The 18,199-nt window shown below is 69.7% G+C and carries 10 protein-coding genes, 1 tRNA gene and 1 rRNA gene; 11 read left to right on the forward strand and 1 reads right to left on the reverse strand.

What is annotated here, in order from left to right:
• From rrf to ACWDEN_RS32535, 3 genes are all read left to right on the forward strand, one after another.
• Positions 1 to 91 (forward strand): 5S ribosomal RNA (gene rrf / locus ACWDEN_RS32525); the annotation flags it as partial.
• 115 nt (positions 92 to 206) lie between these two features.
• The gene (locus ACWDEN_RS32530) at positions 207 to 869 is read left to right on the forward strand and encodes a DegT/DnrJ/EryC1/StrS family aminotransferase (RefSeq protein ID WP_351622408.1); all 663 of its coding nucleotides are present in this window, start codon (positions 207 to 209) and stop codon (positions 867 to 869) included.
• Between the two features lie 84 nt (positions 870 to 953).
• A tRNA-Thr gene (locus tag ACWDEN_RS32535) sits at positions 954 to 1,026 on the forward strand.
• Positions 1,027 to 1,074: 48 nt separating this feature from the next.
• On the opposite strand, the gene ACWDEN_RS32540 is transcribed toward ACWDEN_RS32535, so the two are convergent.
• Entirely contained in the window at positions 1,075 to 3,834 is a 2,760-nt protein-coding gene (locus ACWDEN_RS32540; RefSeq protein ID WP_450861400.1) for a SpoIIE family protein phosphatase, read from the reverse strand.
• 410 nt (positions 3,835 to 4,244) lie between these two features.
• Here ACWDEN_RS32540 and ACWDEN_RS32545 point away from each other — a divergent pair, with 410 nt between their 5' ends.
• The 8 genes from ACWDEN_RS32545 (at position 4,245) to ACWDEN_RS32580 (ending at position 18,022) form a co-directional block, all read left to right on the forward strand.
• The gene (locus ACWDEN_RS32545) at positions 4,245 to 9,704 is read left to right on the forward strand and encodes a HAMP domain-containing protein (RefSeq protein WP_351622402.1); all 5,460 of its coding nucleotides are present in this window, start codon (positions 4,245 to 4,247) and stop codon (positions 9,702 to 9,704) included.
• 299 nt (positions 9,705 to 10,003) lie between these two features.
• Positions 10,004 to 10,684 (forward strand): response regulator, encoded by a 681-nt coding sequence (locus ACWDEN_RS32550; protein ID WP_069778400.1) that lies wholly within the window; start codon positions 10,004 to 10,006, stop codon positions 10,682 to 10,684.
• Between the two features lie 124 nt (positions 10,685 to 10,808).
• Positions 10,809 to 13,553 carry a DNA translocase FtsK gene (locus ACWDEN_RS32555; RefSeq protein ID WP_450861403.1) on the forward strand — a complete coding sequence of 915 codons (2,745 nt, stop codon included), beginning with the start codon at positions 10,809 to 10,811 and terminating at the stop codon, positions 13,551 to 13,553.
• A gap of 274 nt (positions 13,554 to 13,827) precedes the next feature.
• Positions 13,828 to 14,673: a helix-turn-helix domain-containing protein gene (locus tag ACWDEN_RS32560; RefSeq protein ID WP_351618341.1), complete on the forward strand. Its 846-nt coding sequence runs from the start codon at positions 13,828 to 13,830 to the stop codon at positions 14,671 to 14,673.
• Between the two features lie 95 nt (positions 14,674 to 14,768).
• Positions 14,769 to 16,241, forward strand: a complete 1,473-nt coding sequence (rimO, locus tag ACWDEN_RS32565; protein WP_450861406.1) for a 30S ribosomal protein S12 methylthiotransferase RimO — start codon at positions 14,769 to 14,771, stop codon at positions 16,239 to 16,241.
• Entirely contained in the window at positions 16,238 to 16,996 is a 759-nt protein-coding gene (gene pgsA / locus ACWDEN_RS32570) for a CDP-diacylglycerol--glycerol-3-phosphate 3-phosphatidyltransferase (RefSeq protein ID WP_351618346.1), read from the forward strand. Before rimO ends, pgsA begins: the two co-directional genes overlap by 4 nt.
• Complete coding sequence (locus ACWDEN_RS32575; protein WP_351618348.1) at positions 16,993 to 17,538, forward strand: CinA family protein; 546 nt, start codon at positions 16,993 to 16,995, stop codon at positions 17,536 to 17,538. Before pgsA ends, ACWDEN_RS32575 begins: the two co-directional genes overlap by 4 nt.
• A gap of 109 nt (positions 17,539 to 17,647) precedes the next feature.
• Positions 17,648 to 18,022: a helix-turn-helix domain-containing protein gene (locus ACWDEN_RS32580; RefSeq protein ID WP_053666341.1), complete on the forward strand. Its 375-nt coding sequence runs from the start codon at positions 17,648 to 17,650 to the stop codon at positions 18,020 to 18,022.
• Positions 18,023 to 18,199 lie beyond the last annotated feature (177 nt).

Raw genomic sequence — 18,199 nt, forward strand, 5'->3', positions numbered from 1 at the left:
GCCCGGTTACATTCCGAACCCGGAAGCTAAGCCTCACAGCGCCGATGGTACTGCAGGGGGGACCCTGTGGGAGAGTAGGACACCGCCGAACAATTATTCAAAAAGGTCGGATCCTGAACTTCGGTTCGGGGTCCGACCTTTTTACGTTCTCCTTAACGTGTCGTTCACGTTGCGCACCCAGCATCCAGCACATGGGAACTGCTGCAATGCTCAGGGCCGCAGGCGTCGGCGTCGGTGACGAGGTCGTCGTACCTGCCTTCGGGAACGTCGAAGTCGCCGAGGCCGTGACCCTGGCCGGTGCGCTCCCGGTGTTCGCCGACATAGACCCGGTGACCTACTGCCTCGACGCCGGCGCTGTCGAGGCAGTCATAACTCCGCGTACCGCCGCGGTTGTTGTCGTACACCGCTTCGGACGGCGGGCCGACGTGCCGCGGTTGCACGCGCTCGGGCAGCGGCACGGTGTGCTGGTGCTGGAGCAGGGCGAGTCCGAGGCGCCGTACGACGAGATAGCGCAGCGCAGGGAGCGGGCCGCCTACCTCGACGGCAAGCTCAAGGGCGTACGGACGCCGGACGGCGGTGACGGGCACACCTATCAGCAGTACGTGGTGCGGGTGCCGGGCAATGGCCGACCGGACCGGGACGCCTTCGCGATGGCCCTGCGGGCCAAGGGAGTTGAGTGCCGGGTGCCGGTCAAGACGCCCGTGCACCGGTTGCCGGAGTTCCGGCGGTGCGTGTCCCTGCCGGAGACCGAGCTGGCCGCCGACGAGACGCTGACGCTGCCCGTGGACGCCGCGCTCACCAAGCGGGAGATGCAGCGGATCGTGTCCGCGTGCAACGCGCTCGGGGGACTGCTGCAGCCCGCCTACTGAGCGGCTTCCGAACGAATTTGGGAACTCGGCCCGGCTCGGGGTAGAGTTTCTTCGTCGCCGCGAGGGAAACCTCGAAAACGACAGGCCCCTATAGCTCAGTCGGCAGAGCGTCTCCATGGTAAGGAGAAGGTCAACGGTTCGATTCCGTTTGGGGGCTCAGTAAAAAGACCCCGCCCTTCCGGGCGGGGTCTTTTTCGTGCGTTCCTCATGCGTCCTTGTGGATTCCCGGGACACGCATCGCCAGGATCGCCATGTCGTCCGACGGGGCGTCCGACGCGAAGCGCTCCACCGCCCGCATGATGCGTGCGGCGACCGCGCCCGCTGTCAGACCCGTGCAGGTCGTGAGGACGTCGGCGAGGCCGTCGTCGCCCAGCATGCGCGTGCCCTCACGGCGTTCCGTGACGCCGTCCGTGACGCAGAGCAGCACGTCACCGGGATCGAGGGTGACGGTCTCCTCGTGCAGCTCCAGGTCCTCGATCACGCCCAGCAGCGGCTGCGGCTCGGCGGCCGGCGTCACCGTGCCGTCCTGGCGCAGGCGCAGCGGGAGCGGATGGCCGGCGCAGACCACCTTCAGCTCGGCGCTGCCGTCCTCCTGCGGGCGCATCTCGCCGTAGAGGAGGGTCAGGAAGCGGCTGCGGTCGCCCTCGTCGAGGATCGCGGAGTTCAGGCGCTGCAGGACCGCCGGTCCGGACAGTCCCTCGCGGGCCAGCAGGCGCAGCGCGTGCCGGGCCAGGCCGGTGACCGCCGCCGCGTTCGGGCCCGTACCGCAGACGTCGCCGATGGCGAAGCCGTAGGCGCCGTTGCCGATCGGGAAGAGGTCGTAGAAGTCGCCGCCGACCTCGTTGCCCTCGCCGGCCGCGCGGTAGATGACCTCGACCTCGACGCCGTCGATGTGCGGGGTGCCCGGCGGGAGCAGGCTGCGCTGGAGGGCCTGGCTGATGGCCGTGCGCTCCGAGTAGAGGCGGGCGTTGTCCAGAGCGAGGGCGGCACGGCGGGACAGGTCCTCGGCCAGTTCGAGGATCTCCTGGCGGAAGTGTTCGTCGGTGGGCTTGCCGAGGACGAGCATGCCGATGACGCGGTTGCGGGCCACGAGCGGAAGCACGACCGTCTCGCCGCCGACCGCGGAGGCCGTGGCGAGGGTCGGGCCGATGCCCGAGGAGATCTGGCGCGTGGGCCCGCCGGACAGGCCGAGGCTGCGCATGGAGCTGCGCAGGGCCGCCTGGTGCGCGACCTCGGCCGGGATCGTCCAGACCCGGGCGCCTGGGGTCGGTACCGGGTCCGGCGGCGGGACCTTTGACAGCAACGACTTGATGCCGTCGATGAGGTCCTCGTCCTCGTGCAGGACGTACGACAGATACGGCTCGGAGGCCTGGTCGGCGATCGTATAGACGGCGCACCAGGTGGCCAGCGTGGGGACCGTCATCTGGGCCATCAGGGCCAGCGTCTGGTCGCGGTCCAGGGTGCCCGCCAGCAGGTCGGAGGCCTCGACCAGGAAGCTCAGGGAGCCGCGGCGCAGCCGCTCCAGCTCGCCCAGGCGGGCCGACTCGACGGCCAGGGCGATCCGGTCGGCGGCGAACTGCAGGCGCAGCGCCTCCTCGTTGGAGTACCGGCCCGGTGCCTCGGCCGCGACCCCGAGCGAGCCGGTGAGGCGGCCCTCGACCTTCAGCGGGACGGTGACGACCGAGCGCATGCCGGTGCCGGACAGCAGGGGTACGGCGCCGGGTACGGCGGTGAGGTCGTCGTGGACGGCGGGCATGCGTGCGGAGCCGTAGCGGCCGGGGCCGGCCTCGACGGGCACGCGCGCGAAGCGCTGGCGGGCGGAGGGCAGGCCGGTGGAGGCGCGGACCTCCAGCTCGGTCTCGTCGTCGGTGGCCAGCAGCAGGAACGCGGAGTCGCCGTCGAGCATGTCGCGGGCGCGCTCCACCGTGCGCTGCAGGAGGCCGTCGAGGTCGTCCGGGGCGGGGGAGCCGATGAAGACCTCGAAGGGATCCGCGCTCTGGCCGTCGGAGGACGTGCCCTGGTCGCCGGCCGGGACGCGCGGCGGGGACTGGAGTACGGCGCGTTCGTGCTCGCGGACCAGGAGACACACGGTGGAGGGCTCGCCGCCGGTGTCGCGGACCCTGAGATGGGAGGCGTAGACCGAGGCCACCCGGCCGTCGGCGCCGCGGATGCCGTAGCTGCCCTCCCAGCGGGAGAGCTGCAGGGCCTCGGCCACGCCGGTGCTGGTGCCCGGGGTGTGCGGCCAGGCCGCCAGTTCGGTGAGGGCTCTGCCGATGACCTCGGCGGCCGGATAGCCGAACAGTTCTTCGGCGTCCTCGTTCCAGGAGGTGATGGCGCCCTTGCGGTCGACCTGGACGACGGCGACGCGGACGCGTCCGTCGGCCAGCGGGAGCAGGTCGGCGGGGAGGGACGGGCCGGCCGTTCGAGTGCCGACCGGGCGTTCGGGGAGGTTGAGCTGGAACCAGACGTTCTTGTGCGTGGGCGTGTAGTCGACGCCCCAGCGGGTGGCCAGAGCCGCGCACAGCTGCAGGCCGCGGCCGCCCTCGCGGTCGGGGCTGCCCATGGTGGCCGGGGCGTTCTGGAGGGGTACCTCGCGCTCGGGGTAGCGGTCGGAGACCTCGATGCGCACGCCGTCCTCGGCGCGCAGGCACAGGACGTCCGCGTGCGTGCCCGCGTGGACGACCGCGTTGGTCACCAGCTCGCTGGTGAGGACCACGGCGTCGTCGACGATGTCGGCGAAGCCCCAGCCCTGGAGGGTGTCGCGGACGAAGGACCGGGCGGTCGCGACCGACCGCCCGACGGGCTCGAAGGTGGCGGCCGCGCGCGCGGTGATCACAGAACTCCTCGGCCGGTTGTCGTCGTGCAGGGCTGCGTGGCCGGCCGGCTCGCTCCGCTGCTGCGGCATCAGCGCGCCCGTCGGCTGTGGCTCCGGGGGCTGTCCCCCGGGGATGACTCCGGTGGTCATGGTCTGCGGCCGCCCCTCCGATGCCCGCTCGTTCTCGTGCCACCGCCCAAGCCGGTCGGACCGGTGCGGCTGGACAGCCGCATGCAAGGTTACTTACCTTCGCCGTCCGAGCGGATGCCGGTCGCCGGTGTTTACCCCCCAGGGTGTGCGGACGATGTGCGAAGCTGCCGAACTGTTATGGCCTGGTTCGGGCAGGGTGAAACACTGGGCAAGCTTCTGATGAAGGTCGGGTCGGGTTGCGTGTGTTCCGTGTACGGCGGGCAGCAGCCTCTGGTGTGGCCGGATCTCGTCTGGCAGAAATACGCAGCAGTAACCGGTACGCGGAAGTATCCGGTATGCCGAATGAGCGGCACGCCGGGCCGAAGCGGCCGAGCACAGCAGTAACGGTCTACCCCTCCGGGAGGGACACAGTGGAGTCTGGCGCGGCGACGCGTGGTACGAAGACGCGCGCGAAAGGCGGACCGTCCCTGGGCAGGCGCGGCGAGACCACCGCCGTGGACACGGCTGCCCTGAACCGGCTGCTGGCGGCTCTCGTCTCGATGCGTGACGGGAACTTCCGCAAACGGCTCACGGTCTCCGGGGACGGCGTGATGTCGGAGATCGCGGCCGTCTTCAACGAGGTGGCCGACCGGAACCTGCATCTGACCGGTGAGCTGTCCCGGGTGCGGCGCATGGTGGGACGTGAGGGCAAACTCACGGAGCGGCTGGAGACGGGGGCCTGCGAGGGCTCCTGGGCGTCCGCGATCGACGCCTCCAACGCGCTCGTCGACGACCTGGTGTGGCCGGTGTCGGAGGTCGGCCGGGTGCTCACGGCGGTCGCCGAGGGTGATCTGTCGCCGCGGATGGAGCTGCGGACGCAGGCCCTGGACGGCGGCACCGGGCATCCCCTGCGGGGCGAGTTCCTGAAGGTCGGCCGTACCGTCAACAACCTGGTCGACCAGTTGTCGACGTTCACGGACGAGGTCACGCGCGTGGCCAGCGAGGTCGGTACCGAGGGCAAGCTGGGCGGTCAGGCCCGGGTGCGCGGTATGTCGGGTTCGTGGAAGGATCTGACCGAGTCCGTCAACACCATGGCGCGGCAGCTGACCGCGCAGGTGCGCGACATCGCGCTGGTGACGACGGCCGTCGCCCGGGGTGACCTGTCACGCAAGGTGACGGTGCAGGTCGCCGGCGAGATGCTGGAGCTGAAGAACACCGTCAACACGATGGTGGAGCAGCTGTCGTCCTTCTCCGTCGAGGTGACCCGGGTCGCCCGTGAGGTGGGCACCGAGGGCATCCTGGGCGGTCAGGCGCAGGTGCCGGGCGTGGCCGGGGTGTGGAAGGAGCTGACCGACTCCGTCAACACGATGGCGGGCAACCTGACCGCGCAGGTGCGGGGGATCTCGCAGGTCACGACCGCTGTCGCCAATGGTGATCTGTCACAGAAGGTCACGGTTCCGGCGCGTGGCGAGGTGGCGCAGCTCGCCGAGACGATCAACCAGATGACCGAGACGCTGCGGATCTTCGCAGACGAGGTCACACGCGTGGCGAACGAGGTCGGCGCGGAGGGCCGGCTGGGCGGTCAGGCGAACGTGCCGGGCGCGGCCGGTACGTGGAAGGACCTGACGGACTCCGTCAACACGGTCTTCCGGAACCTGACCATCCAGGTGCGGGACATCGCGACCGTGACGACCGCGGTGGCCAACGGTGACCTGTCGCAGAAGGTCACGGTCGACGTGGCCGGCGAGATGCTGGAGCTGAAGAACACCGTCAACGGGATGGTGGACCAGCTGTCGGCGTTCGGCGCCGAGGTGACGCGGGTCGCGCGGGAGATCGGCGTCGAGGGTGAACTGGGCGGTCAGGCACAGGTGCCCGGTGCCGCCGGTGCCTGGAAGGACCTGACCGACTCCGTCAACACCGCATTCCGCAACCTGACCGGGCAGGTGCGCAACATCGCCCAGGTGACCACGGCGGTGGCCAACGGTGACCTGTCGCAGAAGGTCACGGTCGACGTCTCCGGCGAGATGCTGAAGCTGAAGAACACCGTGAACACGATGGTGGACCAGCTGTCGAGCTTCGCCGACCAGGTCACACGAATGGCCCGGGACGTGGGTACGGAGGGTCGGCTGGGCGGTCAGGCCCGGGTGGACGGCGTGTCGGGCACGTGGAAGGAGTTGACGGACTCCGTCAACTTCATGGCCGGCAACCTGACGTCCCAGGTGCGGCAGATCGCCCAGGTGACGACGGCCGTGGCGCGCGGCGACCTGTCGCAGAAGATCGACGTTGACGCGCGCGGCGAGATTCTCGAGCTGAAGAACACGATCAACACCATGGTCGATCAGCTGTCCGCCTTCGCCGACCAGGTGACCCGGGTGGCGCGTGACGTGGGTACGGAGGGCCGGCTCGGCGGGCAGGCGCAGGTGCCCGGTGTGGCCGGTGTGTGGCGGGACCTCACCGACTCCGTGAACGGGATGGCCGGCAACCTGACGGCCCAGGTGCGCAACATCGCGCAGGTCGCCACCGCCGTGGCCCGTGGCGACCTCTCCCAGAAGATCACCGTGGACGCGCGCGGGGAGATCCTGGAGCTGAAGAACACCCTGAACACGATGGTCGACCAGCTGTCGTCGTTCGCCGAGGAGGTCACCCGGGTGGCCCGCGAAGTGGGTACGGAGGGCATCCTCGGCGGTCAGGCCGAGGTGCAGGGCGTCTCCGGCACTTGGAAGGACCTCACGCAGTCCGTGAACTTCATGGCGAACAACCTGACCATCCAGGTGCGCAACATCGCCGAGGTCACGACGGGGGTGGCCAAGGGCGACCTGTCCAAGAAGATCACTGTTGACGCCAAGGGCGAGATCCTTGAGCTGGTCACGACGGTCAACACCATGGTTGATCAACTGTCCAGCTTCGCCGAGCAGGTGACCCGGGTGGCCCGTGAGGTGGGCACCGAGGGCATCCTGGGCGGCCAGGCGCACGTGCCGGGCGTCACCGGCATCTGGAAGGACCTGAGCAACAACGTCAACCTGATGGCGAACAACCTGACCATGCAGGTGCGGAACATCTCCCAGGTCGCCTCTGCCGTCGCCAACGGTGACCTGACGCGTCAGGTCACCATCGAGGCGCGCGGTGAGGTCGCGCAGCTCGCCGACACCATCAACATCATGGTCAAGACGCTGAGTTCGTTCGCGGACCAGGTCACCAAGGTGGCCCGTGAGGTGGGCACGGACGGCATCCTGGGCGGTCAGGCGCACGTACCGGGTGTGGCCGGCACCTGGAAGGACCTCACCGAGTCCGTGAACCAGATGGCGTCCAACCTGACCGGCCAGGTGCGGAACATCGCCATGGTCACCACGGCCATCGCCAAGGGTGACCTGACGAAGAAGATCGACATCGACGCGCGCGGCGAGATCCTCGAGCTGAAGACGACGATCAACACGATGGTTGACCAGCTGTCCAGTTTCGCCGAGGAGGTCACGCGCGTGGCCCGCGAGGTGGGTACCGAAGGACAGCTCGGCGGCCAGGCACGCGTGCGTGACGTCGACGGCACCTGGCGGGACCTGACCGAGTCGGTGAACGAGATGGCCGGGAACCTGACCCGGCAGGTGCGCGCCATCGCGCGCGTGGCGACCGCGGTGACCCGCGGCGACCTGAACCTGAAGATCGACGTCGACGCGTCCGGCGAGATCCAGGAACTGCAGGACTACATCAACAAGATGATCGCCAACCTGCGCGACACCACGATCGCCAACAAGGAGCAGGACTGGCTCAAGGGCAACCTGGCCCGTATCTCCGGCCTCATGCAGGGCCGCCGGGACCTGGAGGACGTGGCCTCGCTGATCATGAGCGAGCTGACGCCGGTCGTCTCCGCCCAGCACGGCGCGTTCTTCCTGGCGATGCCGCACATGGAGGGCAAGGACGGCGGCGACGGCGAGGACAACTACGAGCTGCGCATGCTGGGTTCGTACGGCTACTCGATGGGTTCCATGCCGACGTCGTTCCGGCCCGGTGAGGCGCTGGTGGGCACGGCCGCCGAGGAGAAGCGCACGATCCTGGTGGAGAACGCGCCCAGCGGCTATCTGAAGATCTCCTCCGGTCTGGGCGAGGCCCCGCCGTCGCAGGTGATCGTGCTGCCGGTGCTGTTCGAGGGCACTGTGCTCGGCGTGATCGAGCTGGCCTCCTTCACGCCGTTCACGCAGATCCAGAAGGACTTCCTCAACCAGATCGCCGAGATGATCGCGACGAGCGTCAACACCATCTCGGTCAACACCAAGACCGAACAGCTGCTGAAGCAGTCGCAGGAGCTGACCGAGCAACTGAGGGAGCGGTCGGCCGAGTTGGAGAACCGGCAGAAGGCGCTGCAGGCCTCCAACGCCGAACTGGAGGAGAAGGCCGAGCTGCTGGCCCGGCAGAACCGCGACATCGAGGTGAAGAACACCGAGATCGAGGAGGCCCGGCAGGTCCTGGAGGAGCGCGCCGAGCAGCTCGCGGTGTCGATGCGCTACAAGAGCGAGTTCCTCGCGAACATGTCGCACGAGCTGCGTACGCCGCTCAACTCGCTGCTGATTCTGGCCAAGTTGCTCGCCGACAACGCCGAGGGCAATCTCTCGCCCAAGCAGGTGGAGTTCGCCGAGACCATCCACGGCGCGGGTTCCGACCTGCTCCAGCTGATCAACGACATCCTCGACCTGTCGAAGGTCGAGGCGGGCAAGATGGACGTCTCCCCGACGCGTATCGCGCTCGTCCAGCTCGTGGACTACGTGGAGGCCACCTTCCGTCCGCTGACGGCGGAGAAGGGCCTGGATCTGTCCGTACGGGTCTCCCCGGAGCTGCCCGCGACCCTGCACACCGACGAGCAGCGGCTGCTGCAGGTGCTGCGCAACCTGCTGTCGAACGCGGTGAAGTTCACCGACTCCGGGTCGGTGGAGCTGGTGATCAGGCCGGCCGGCGCGGACGTGCCGGTGGGTATCCGGGAGCAGCTGCTGGAGACCGGTTCGCTGGCGGATCCGGACGGGCCGCTGATCGCGTTCTCGGTGACGGACACCGGCATCGGCATCGCGGCCAGCAAGATGCGGGTGATCTTCGAGGCGTTCAAGCAGGCGGACGGCACGACCAGCCGCAAGTACGGCGGCACCGGCCTCGGCCTGTCGATCTCCCGGGAGATCGCGCAGCTGCTCGGCGGTGAGATCCACGCGCAGAGCGAACCGGGCCGCGGCTCGACGTTCACGCTGTACCTGCCGCTGCACCCGAGCGAACTGCCGCCGCAGGGCTACCAGCAGTCCGTGCCCGCGCTGGAGGCGGGGGAGCTGCTGGCCTCCGAGGCCGAGCGGTCCTCGGAGCTGTCCGCCGTGGAGATCGAGACACCGGCGGAGGTGAAGTCGTACCGGGAGACGCAGAACGGCCCGGCGGCGCTCTTCCGGCGCCGGCGCCGGGGTCTGCCGCAGGGCGAGCAGCGGCCGGAGCACTGGACGGCGGTGCCCGAGCAGGACAGCGCGCCGCAGTCCGCGCGCGGGGTGCGGTTCGGCGGCGAGAAGGTGCTGATCGTCGACGACGACATCCGCAACGTGTTCGCCCTGACCAGCGTCCTGGAGCAGCACGGCCTCTCGGTGCTGTACGCCGAGAACGGCCGTGAGGGCATCGAGGTGCTGGAACAGCACGACGACGTGGCCGTCGTGCTGATGGACATCATGATGCCGGAGATGGACGGGTACGCGACGACCACGGCGATCCGCAGGATGCCGCAGTTCGCCGGGCTGCCGATCATCGCGCTGACCGCGAAGGCGATGAAGGGCGACCGGGAGAAGGCGATCGAGTCCGGTGCCTCCGACTACGTGACCAAGCCGGTCGACCCGGATCATCTGCTGGCCGTGATGCAGCAGTGGATGGGTGGAGAGTGACGAGATCCGGCCACCCGGATGTGAACACACCGGGAACCCTTGGCGTGGGTCGGGAGTTGCCCACTTGATGTGACGGCGAACGAACGGCCTAAGGTGGCGTGCGAACGTATGGGAATGCCGGATTCCGGGAACCATTCCGGTCCCCGCCGCGTTTCCGGTACGTGCACAGTGACATCGCGGTGACAGGGTGTGTCGACGGGCGGGGTGCGGCTACGATGACCGGCACAAGGACGGGCGGCGAAAGGGAGTCGTCCCCTGGGGCGGCGCCCGGTGTACCGCCGGGGCGAGGAGGGCGGGCCATGGTGCAGAAGGCCAAGATCCTCCTGGTCGATGACCGGCCGGAGAATCTGCTGGCGCTGGAGGCGATCCTCTCGGCGCTCGATCAGACGCTGGTGCGGGCATCGTCCGGGGAGGAAGCGCTCAAGGCACTGCTCACGGACGATTTCGCGGTCATTCTGCTGGACGTCCAGATGCCGGGCATGGACGGGTTCGAGACCGCCGCGCACATCAAGCGGCGCGAGCGGACCCGGGACATCCCGATCATCTTCCTCACGGCGATCAACCACGGCCCGCACCACACCTTCCGGGGCTATGCGGCGGGCGCGGTCGACTACATCTCCAAGCCCTTCGACCCGTGGGTGCTGCGCGCGAAGGTCTCGGTGTTCGTCGAGCTGTACATGAAGAACTGCCAGCTGCGGGAGCAGGCGGCGCTGCTGCGGCTGCAGTTGGAGGGCGGCGGCAAGGGCGCGGTCGGCGGCAAGGAGTCCGCCGGGCTGCTCGCCGAGCTGTCCGCGCGGCTCGCGGCCGTCGAGGAGCAGGCCGAGGCGCTGTCCAAGCAGCTGGACGACGATTCGGCGGACGCGGCCGCGGTGGCCACGGCGGCCCATCTGGAGCGCAAACTCACCGGGTTGCGGCGCGCGCTCGACGCCCTGGAGCCGGGTGCCGGCCCCGGCGGCTCGTCGGTGCCGGCGCAGAACTGACGTACACCCGGGTGGCGGTTGCCGATGAGCGTGCGTCAGTTCCGGTCTCCGTCAAGGGCGACACGAACGGGTGAAGCTGTGGGCACACGTGTCCGCTGTCGTCTCCCCCGGTAACCTCACACCCATGGCCTCACGTCCCTCCGCAGCCAAGAAGCAGCCACCGAAGAAGGCGGCCGCTCCCGCGAAGGCTCCGGCGAAGAGGGCCGCAGCGAAGAAGGCCCCGGCCAAGAAGGCGCCCGCCAAGAAGGCTCCGGCCAGAAAGGCCGCGCCGCCGAAGCCGGCGCCCAGCCCCACCGGGGGCGTGTACCGGCTCGTGCGCGCCCTCTGGCTGGGCCTCGCGCACGCCGTCGGCGCCGTCCTCCGCGGCGTGGGGCGGGGCGCCAGGAACCTCGATCCGGCCCACCGCAAGGACGGCATCGCGCTGCTGCTGTTCGGCATCGCGCTGATCGTCGCCGCCGGCACCTGGGCCAACCTGAAGGGCCCCGTCGGCCACCTCGTGGAGATCCTCGTCACGGGCGCCTTCGGCCGGCTCGACCTGCTGGTGCCGATACTGCTCGCGGTGATCGCCGTACGGTTCATCCGGCACCCGGAGCAGCCGGAGGCCAACGGACGGATCGTGATCGGCCTGTCCGCGCTCGTCATCGGGGTGCTGGGGCAGGTCCACATCGCGTGCGGCTCGCCCGCGCGCAGCGACGGCATGCAGGCCATAAGGGACGCCGGCGGCCTCATCGGCTGGGCGGCGGCCACCCCGCTGACGTACAGCATGACCGACGTGCTCGCCGTGCCGCTGCTGGTGCTGCTGACGATCTTCGGTCTGCTCGTGGTGACCGCGACGCCGGTCAACGCCATCCCGCAGCGGCTGCGGGCGCTCGGCGTGCGCCTGGGCGTGCTGCACGACCACGAGGCGGAGGAGTACACCGAGGAGGACGAGCGCTACGACGAGCAGTGGCGCGAGGCGCTGCCCGCGCGCCCCCGCAAGCGCTCGTCCGCCCCTCAGGCGTACGACCCCGACAGCGCCGAGGAGGTGGCCCTCTCGCAGCGCCGTGGCCGCCCCAGGCGCTCCGCGGTGCCCCAGCCGGATCCGCAGCGCCGCATGGACGCCGTGGACGTCGCGGCGGCCGCCGCCGCGGCGCTCGACGGTGCGGTGCTGCACGGCATGCCGCCGTCCCCGCTGGTGGCCGACCTCACCCAGGGCGTCAGCGTCGGCGACCGCGAGGAGACCACGCCGGTGCCCACTCCGGCGCCGGCCCCCGAGCCCGCCCCGGCGCCGGTCCCGGCCGCCCGCCCCAAGCAGGAGAAGCTCAAGGCCGGGGTCGTCCCCGACCTGACCAAGCAGGCCCCCGAGGAGCCGCGCGACCTGCCGCCGCGCGCGGAGCAGCTCCAGCTCTCCGGCGACATCACCTACTCCCTGCCGTCGCTGGACCTGCTCACCCGCGGCGGCCCCGGCAAGGCGCGCAGCGAGGCGAACGACGCGGTCGTCGCCTCGCTCACCCAGGTCTTCACCGAGTTCAAGGTCGACGCCGCCGTCACCGGCTTCACCCGCGGCCCGACGGTCACCCGCTACGAGGTCGAACTCGGCCCCGCCGTGAAGGTCGAGCGGATCACCGCGCTGACCAAGAACATCGCGTACGCCGTCGCCAGCCCGGACGTGCGGATCATCAGCCCGATCCCCGGCAAGTCCGCGGTCGGCATCGAGATCCCGAACACCGACCGGGAGATGGTCAACCTCGGCGACGTGCTGCGCCTCGCGGAGTCCGCCGAGGACGACGATCCGATGCTGGTCGCCTTCGGCAAGGACGTCGAGGGCGGGTACGTCATGCACTCGCTGGCGAAGATGCCGCACATCCTGGTCGCCGGCGCGACCGGCTCCGGCAAGTCGTCCTGCATCAACTGCCTGATCACCTCGGTCATGATGCGGGCGACCCCCGAGGACGTCCGGATGATCCTGGTCGACCCCAAGCGCGTCGAACTGACCGCCTACGAGGGCATCCCGCACCTGATCACGCCGATCATCACCAACCCCAAGCGGGCGGCCGAGGCGCTGCAGTGGGTCGTACGCGAGATGGACCTGCGCTACGACGACCTCGCGGCGTACGGCTACCGGCACATCGACGACTTCAACCAGGCCGTCCGCGACGGCAAGGTCAAGCCGCCCGAGGGCAGCGAGCGCGAGCTGCAGCCGTACCCGTACCTGCTGGTGATCGTGGACGAGCTGGCCGACCTGATGATGGTCGCCCCGCGCGACGTCGAGGACTCGATCGTGCGCATCACCCAGCTCGCGCGCGCGGCCGGCATCCATCTGGTGCTCGCCACCCAGCGCCCCTCGGTCGACGTGGTGACCGGTCTGATCAAGGCCAACGTGCCTTCCCGGCTGGCCTTCGCCACCTCCTCGCTCGCCGACTCCCGGGTCATCCTCGACCAGCCCGGCGCCGAGAAGCTGATCGGCAAGGGCGACGGTCTGTTCCTGCCGATGGGCGCGAACAAGCCGACCCGTATGCAGGGCGCGTTCGTCACCGAGGCCGAGGTCGCGGTCGTCGTGCAGCACTGCAAGGACCAGATGGCGCCGGTCTTCCGGGACGACGTCACGGTCGGCACCAAGCAGAAGAAGGAGATCGACGAGGACATCGGCGACGACCTGGACCTGCTGTGCCAGGCGGCCGAGCTGGTCGTCTCCACCCAGTTCGGGTCGACCTCCATGCTCCAGCGCAAGCTGCGCGTCGGCTTCGCCAAGGCCGGGCGGCTCATGGACCTCATGGAGTCCCGCAACATCGTGGGCCCGAGCGAGGGATCCAAGGCACGTGACGTTCTTGTGAAGCCTGAGGAGCTGGACGGCGTGCTCGCCATGATTCGCGGGGAGTCTGAGGAGTAGCACGAACGGCCGCCCGGCGGACGCCGGTCACGCCGGGCGGCGCGTCGTGATCCACCCGTTAGAGAACGGCGAGCAACCGTTTCCCTTCGTCGTACGTCCAGTTGAGCGAAAGGACAGATAGGCATCCCACCATGGGGTACCTGCCTGTCGAATCATAGGAATGTCCGGCCATTCCTATGGTGGCAAAGTCCGACCGCCCGGTTGTCCCACCCTTTCGCAACCCCCCTAGACTGAGCTTCCAGCACAGGTGGCTACACGCTCGAAAGGCGCCCCCGTGTCCATCGGCAACTCCCCTGAAGACGAGCGTCCGTTCCAAGACGAGTCCCAGGAACCCCGTGTCTCCGTGGGCCGCGCCCTGCAGCAGGCGCGGATCGCGGCCGGGCTCACCGTGGACGACGTCAGCACCGCCACTCGTGTCCGTATCGCCATCATCCATGCCATCGAGGCGGACGACTTCGCGCCCTGTGGCGGCGATGTGTACGCCCGCGGGCATATCCGCACACTGGCCAAGGCCGTCCACCTCGATCCCGCGCCCCTGATCGCCCAGTACGACGCCGAGCACGGCGGCCGTCCCGCCCCCACCCCGGCGGCGCCTCTGTTCGAGGCCGAGCGGATCCGGCCCGAGCGGCGCGGGCCGAACTGGACCGCCGCCATGGTCGCCGCGATCGTCGTGGTGATCGGCTTCGTGGGCTTCACCGCGGTCAAGGGCGGCGGATCCGGAAACGATGCGAAGTCGCAGGTCGCCCGGAGCGGTGGCACGCCCACCGCGAGCAAGTCCGCCTCCCCGACGCCGACGAAGGACAAGCCCGCCGCGCCGAGCACCGCGCCCTCCGACAGCGCCATCGCCGCCGCGCCCCAGGACAAGGTGACCGTCCAGGTCAGCGCCCCCAAAGGACGCAGCTGGATCTCGGCCAAGGACCACAACGGCCGGATGCTCTTCGACGGGCTGCTGAACAAGGGCCAGTCCAAGACCTTCCAGGACAGCTCCAAGATCGACCTGATCCTCGGCGACGCCGGCGCGATCGAGCTCTACGTCAACGGCAAGAAGATCGACGACAACTTCCAGCCGGGCCAGGTGCAGCGCCTGACCTACACCAAGGGCGACCCGGTCGCGGGATAGGCCGTTCCCGGGGCGGGACGGATGTGACGGGGTCGGCCAAGATCGGCCAACCCCGTCGACGTGGGCTGTCAGTGAGACGAAGTACTCTTGAGCCCATGCCTGAACGCCGTACCGTCGCACTCGTCACACTCGGCTGCGCCCGTAACGAGGTGGACTCGGAGGAGCTCGCAGGCCGTTTGGAGGCGGACGGCTGGCAGCTCGTCGAGGACGCCGCGGACGCCGACGTCGCCGTGGTCAACACGTGTGGCTTCGTCGAGGCCGCGAAGAAGGACTCCGTCGACGCCCTCCTCGAGGCCAACGACCTCAAGGACCATGGGAGAACCCAGGCCGTCGTGGCGGTGGGCTGCATGGCCGAGCGGTACGGCAAGGAGCTGGCCGAGGCGCTGCCCGAGGCCGACGGCGTGCTCGGCTTCGACGACTACGCGGACATCTCCGACCGCCTGCAGACCATCCTGTCCGGCGGCGTCCACGCCTCCCACACCCCGCGCGACCGCCGCAAGCTGCTCCCGATCAGCCCGGCCGAGCGGCAGGATTCGGCCGCGTCCGTCGCCCTGCCCGGGCACGGCCCCGCCGACCTCCCGGAGGGAGTCGCGCCCGTCTCCGGCCCCCGCGCGCCCCTGCGCCGCCGCCTCGACGGCTCCCCGGTCGCCTCGGTGAAGCTCGCCTCCGGCTGCGACCGGCGCTGCTCCTTCTGCGCCATCCCGTCCTTCCGGGGCTCCTTCATCTCCCGCCGCCCCAGCGACGTGCTGAACGAGACGCGGTGGCTGGCCGAGCAGGGCGTGAAGGAGATCATGCTGGTCTCCGAGAACAACACCTCCTACGGCAAGGACCTGGGCGACATCCGCCTGCTGGAGTCCCTGCTGCCCGAGCTGGCCGAGGTCGACGGCATCGAGCGGGTGCGGGTCAGCTACCTGCAGCCTGCCGAGATGCGCCCGGGCCTGATCGACGTACTGACCTCCACCCCGAAGGTCGTCCCGTACTTCGACCTCTCCTTCCAGCACTCCGCGCCCGGCGTGCTGCGTGCCATGCGCCGCTTCGGCGACACCGACCGCTTCCTGGAACTGCTCGACACGATCCGCTCCAAGGCGCCCGAGGCCGGCGTGCGCTCCAACTTCATCGTCGGCTTCCCCGGCGAGAGCGAGGCGGACCTGGCCGAGCTGGAGCGCTTCCTCAACGGCGCCCGCCTGGACGCCATCGGTGTCTTCGGCTACTCCGACGAGGAGGGCACGGAGGCGGCGACCTACGACAACAAGCTCGACGAGGACGTCGTGGCCGAGCGCCTGGCCCGGGTGTCCCGGCTGGCCGAGGAACTCGTCTCCCAGCGCGCCGAGGAGCGCGTCGGCGACACCGTGCGCGTCCTGGTCGAGTCCGTCGACGAGGAAGAGGGCGTGTCCGGCCGTGCCGCGCACCAGGCGCCCGAGACCGACGGCCAGGTCCTGCTCACGAGCGGCGCCGGCCTGAGCGTCGGACGTATGGTCGAGGCGAAGGTGGTCGGTACGGAAGGTGTCGACCTGGTGGCCGAGCCGCTGACCGGCTCGCTCGCGTGTAGTGAGGAGGCGGGCAGATGACCGGAGTCCCGGCATCCGCCGCGGGTGGCTCCTCCGGCGCGCACGGCGCTCGGGGTTCCGCCGCCGCTGCCGACGGCGCCCGGTCCGAGGTCTCCGGTTCTGCTCCAGGTCCCGACAGCGGTGGCAAGGCCCCGCGCGGCGGGAAGATCGCGGCCGTGGCCGTCAACCAGGCGAGCGTCTGGAACGTGGCCAATCTGCTGACCATGCTCCGCCTCGTCCTGGTGCCCGGCTTCGTGGCGCTGATGCTGGCGAACGGCGGCTACGACCCGGCCTGGCGCTCGCTGGCCTGGGCGGCCTTCGCCATCGCCATGATCACCGACCTGTTCGACGGGCACCTGGCGCGCACCTACAACCTGGTCACCGACTTCGGGAAGATCGCCGACCCCATCGCCGACAAGGCGATCATGGGGGCGGCGCTGATCTGTCTGTCGGCCCTGGGCGATCTGCCGTGGTGGGTGACGGCCGTGATCCTCGGCCGGGAACTCGGCGTCACGCTGCTGCGTTTTCTGGTCATTCGCTACGGCGTGATCCCGGCCAGCCGTGGGGGCAAGCTGAAGACCCTCACCCAGGGGGTGGCGGTCGGGATGTATGTCCTGGCGCTGACGGGATGGCTGGCCACGCTGAGGTTCTGGGTGATGGCCGTGGCGGTCGTCCTCACCGTCGTCACCGGACTCGACTATGTGAGACAAGCCATTGTGCTGCGCAGGCGGGGAATCGCCGAGCGCGCGGCGGCGTTGGAGGAGAGGGAAGCGTGAGCTCACGGGCCACCGAACTGGTGCGACTACTGACCGTGAGGGGCGAGACCCTCGCTGTCGCCGAGTCGCTCACCGGTGGCCTGGTGGCGGCGGAGATCACCTCGGTCCCCGGAGCGTCCAAGGTGTTCCGGGGCTCGGTCACCGCCTACGCCACCGAGCTGAAGCACGAGCTGCTCGGCGTCGACGCCGCCCTGCTCGCGCGGCGAGGAGCGGTGGATCCGCAGGTCGCGGCCGAGATGGCAGCCGGCGTACGGAAGGCTTTGGGCGCCGACTGGGGTGTCGCGACCACCGGCGTCGCCGGCCCCGAACCACAGGACGGCAAGCCCGTCGGCACGGTCTTCGTGGCCGTCGACGGGCCGCTCACCGACCGCCCTGGTTCTGCCGGTGGCGGAAAAGTGGAGGCCCTGCGGTTGAACGGCAGCCGTGCGGAAATTCGTATGGAGAGTGTACGGAGCGTACTCGCAGTGCTCCTCGAGCAGCTTGCGGGCGAACAGACCGGTAATGAGCGGGCACAGGATACGGAACGGAACGGGGGGTTTTGATGTTTGCAGCCCTGAGTGAACACGACATCGCTCCCCGCACGGCCGCAGCGCGAGGCGGTACGGTGGGGCGAGAAGGATGCGGCTACGCGGTCCGAGGAGGGAGCCACCGATGATTCTGCTCCGTCGCCTGTTGGGTGACGTGCTGCGTCGGCAGCGCCAACGCCAGGGCCGTACTCTGCGCGAAGTCTCCTCGTCCGCCCGAGTCTCACTCGGCTATCTCTCCGAGGTGGAGCGGGGGCAGAAGGAGGCTTCCTCCGAGCTGCTCGCCGCCATCTGCGACGCGCTGGACGTACGGATGTCGGAACTCATGCGGGAAGTGAGCGACGAGCTGGCGCTCGCCGAACTGGCCCAGTCCGCCGCGGCCACCGAGCCCGTGCCCACGCCGGTCCGTCCGATGCTGGGTTCCGTCTCGGTGACCGGTGTGCCACCGGAACGGGTGACCATCAAGGCGCCCGCCGAGGCAGTGGACGTGGTCGCCGCGTAATCCTGTGCGCGGCCTGCTGATCCAAGACGAGTCAAGTCCTGGTCGGCTGCTTCAGGGAGACCTGTAGCAGCCCGCCGGGGCTTTCGTTTTTCCGGGCACGAGTGCGACCTTCATCACTTTTGCGCCGGTTTGCCGGGGTCGGTCGGTCCGGTCATGGTGGAGAGACGTGACGGCGCC

This window comes from Streptomyces sp. NPDC001153 (genome assembly GCF_053598315.1).

What these genes read in the sequence shown, in the direction of transcription:
- ACWDEN_RS32530 (WP_351622408.1), top strand. Translation starts at nt 207, where the DNA reads ATGCTCAGGGCCGCAGGCGTCGGCGTCGGTGACGAGGTCGTCGTACCT.
- ACWDEN_RS32540 (WP_450861400.1), bottom strand. Translation starts at nt 3,834, where the DNA reads ATGACCACCGGAGTCATCCCCGGGGGACAGCCCCCGGAGCCACAGCCG.
- ACWDEN_RS32550 (WP_069778400.1), top strand. Translation starts at nt 10,004, where the DNA reads ATGGTGCAGAAGGCCAAGATCCTCCTGGTCGATGACCGGCCGGAGAAT.
- ACWDEN_RS32555 (WP_450861403.1), top strand. Translation starts at nt 10,809, where the DNA reads ATGGCCTCACGTCCCTCCGCAGCCAAGAAGCAGCCACCGAAGAAGGCG.
- rimO (WP_450861406.1), top strand. Translation starts at nt 14,769, where the DNA reads ATGCCTGAACGCCGTACCGTCGCACTCGTCACACTCGGCTGCGCCCGT.
- pgsA (WP_351618346.1), top strand. Translation starts at nt 16,238, where the DNA reads ATGACCGGAGTCCCGGCATCCGCCGCGGGTGGCTCCTCCGGCGCGCAC.
- ACWDEN_RS32580 (WP_053666341.1), top strand. Translation starts at nt 17,648, where the DNA reads ATGATTCTGCTCCGTCGCCTGTTGGGTGACGTGCTGCGTCGGCAGCGC.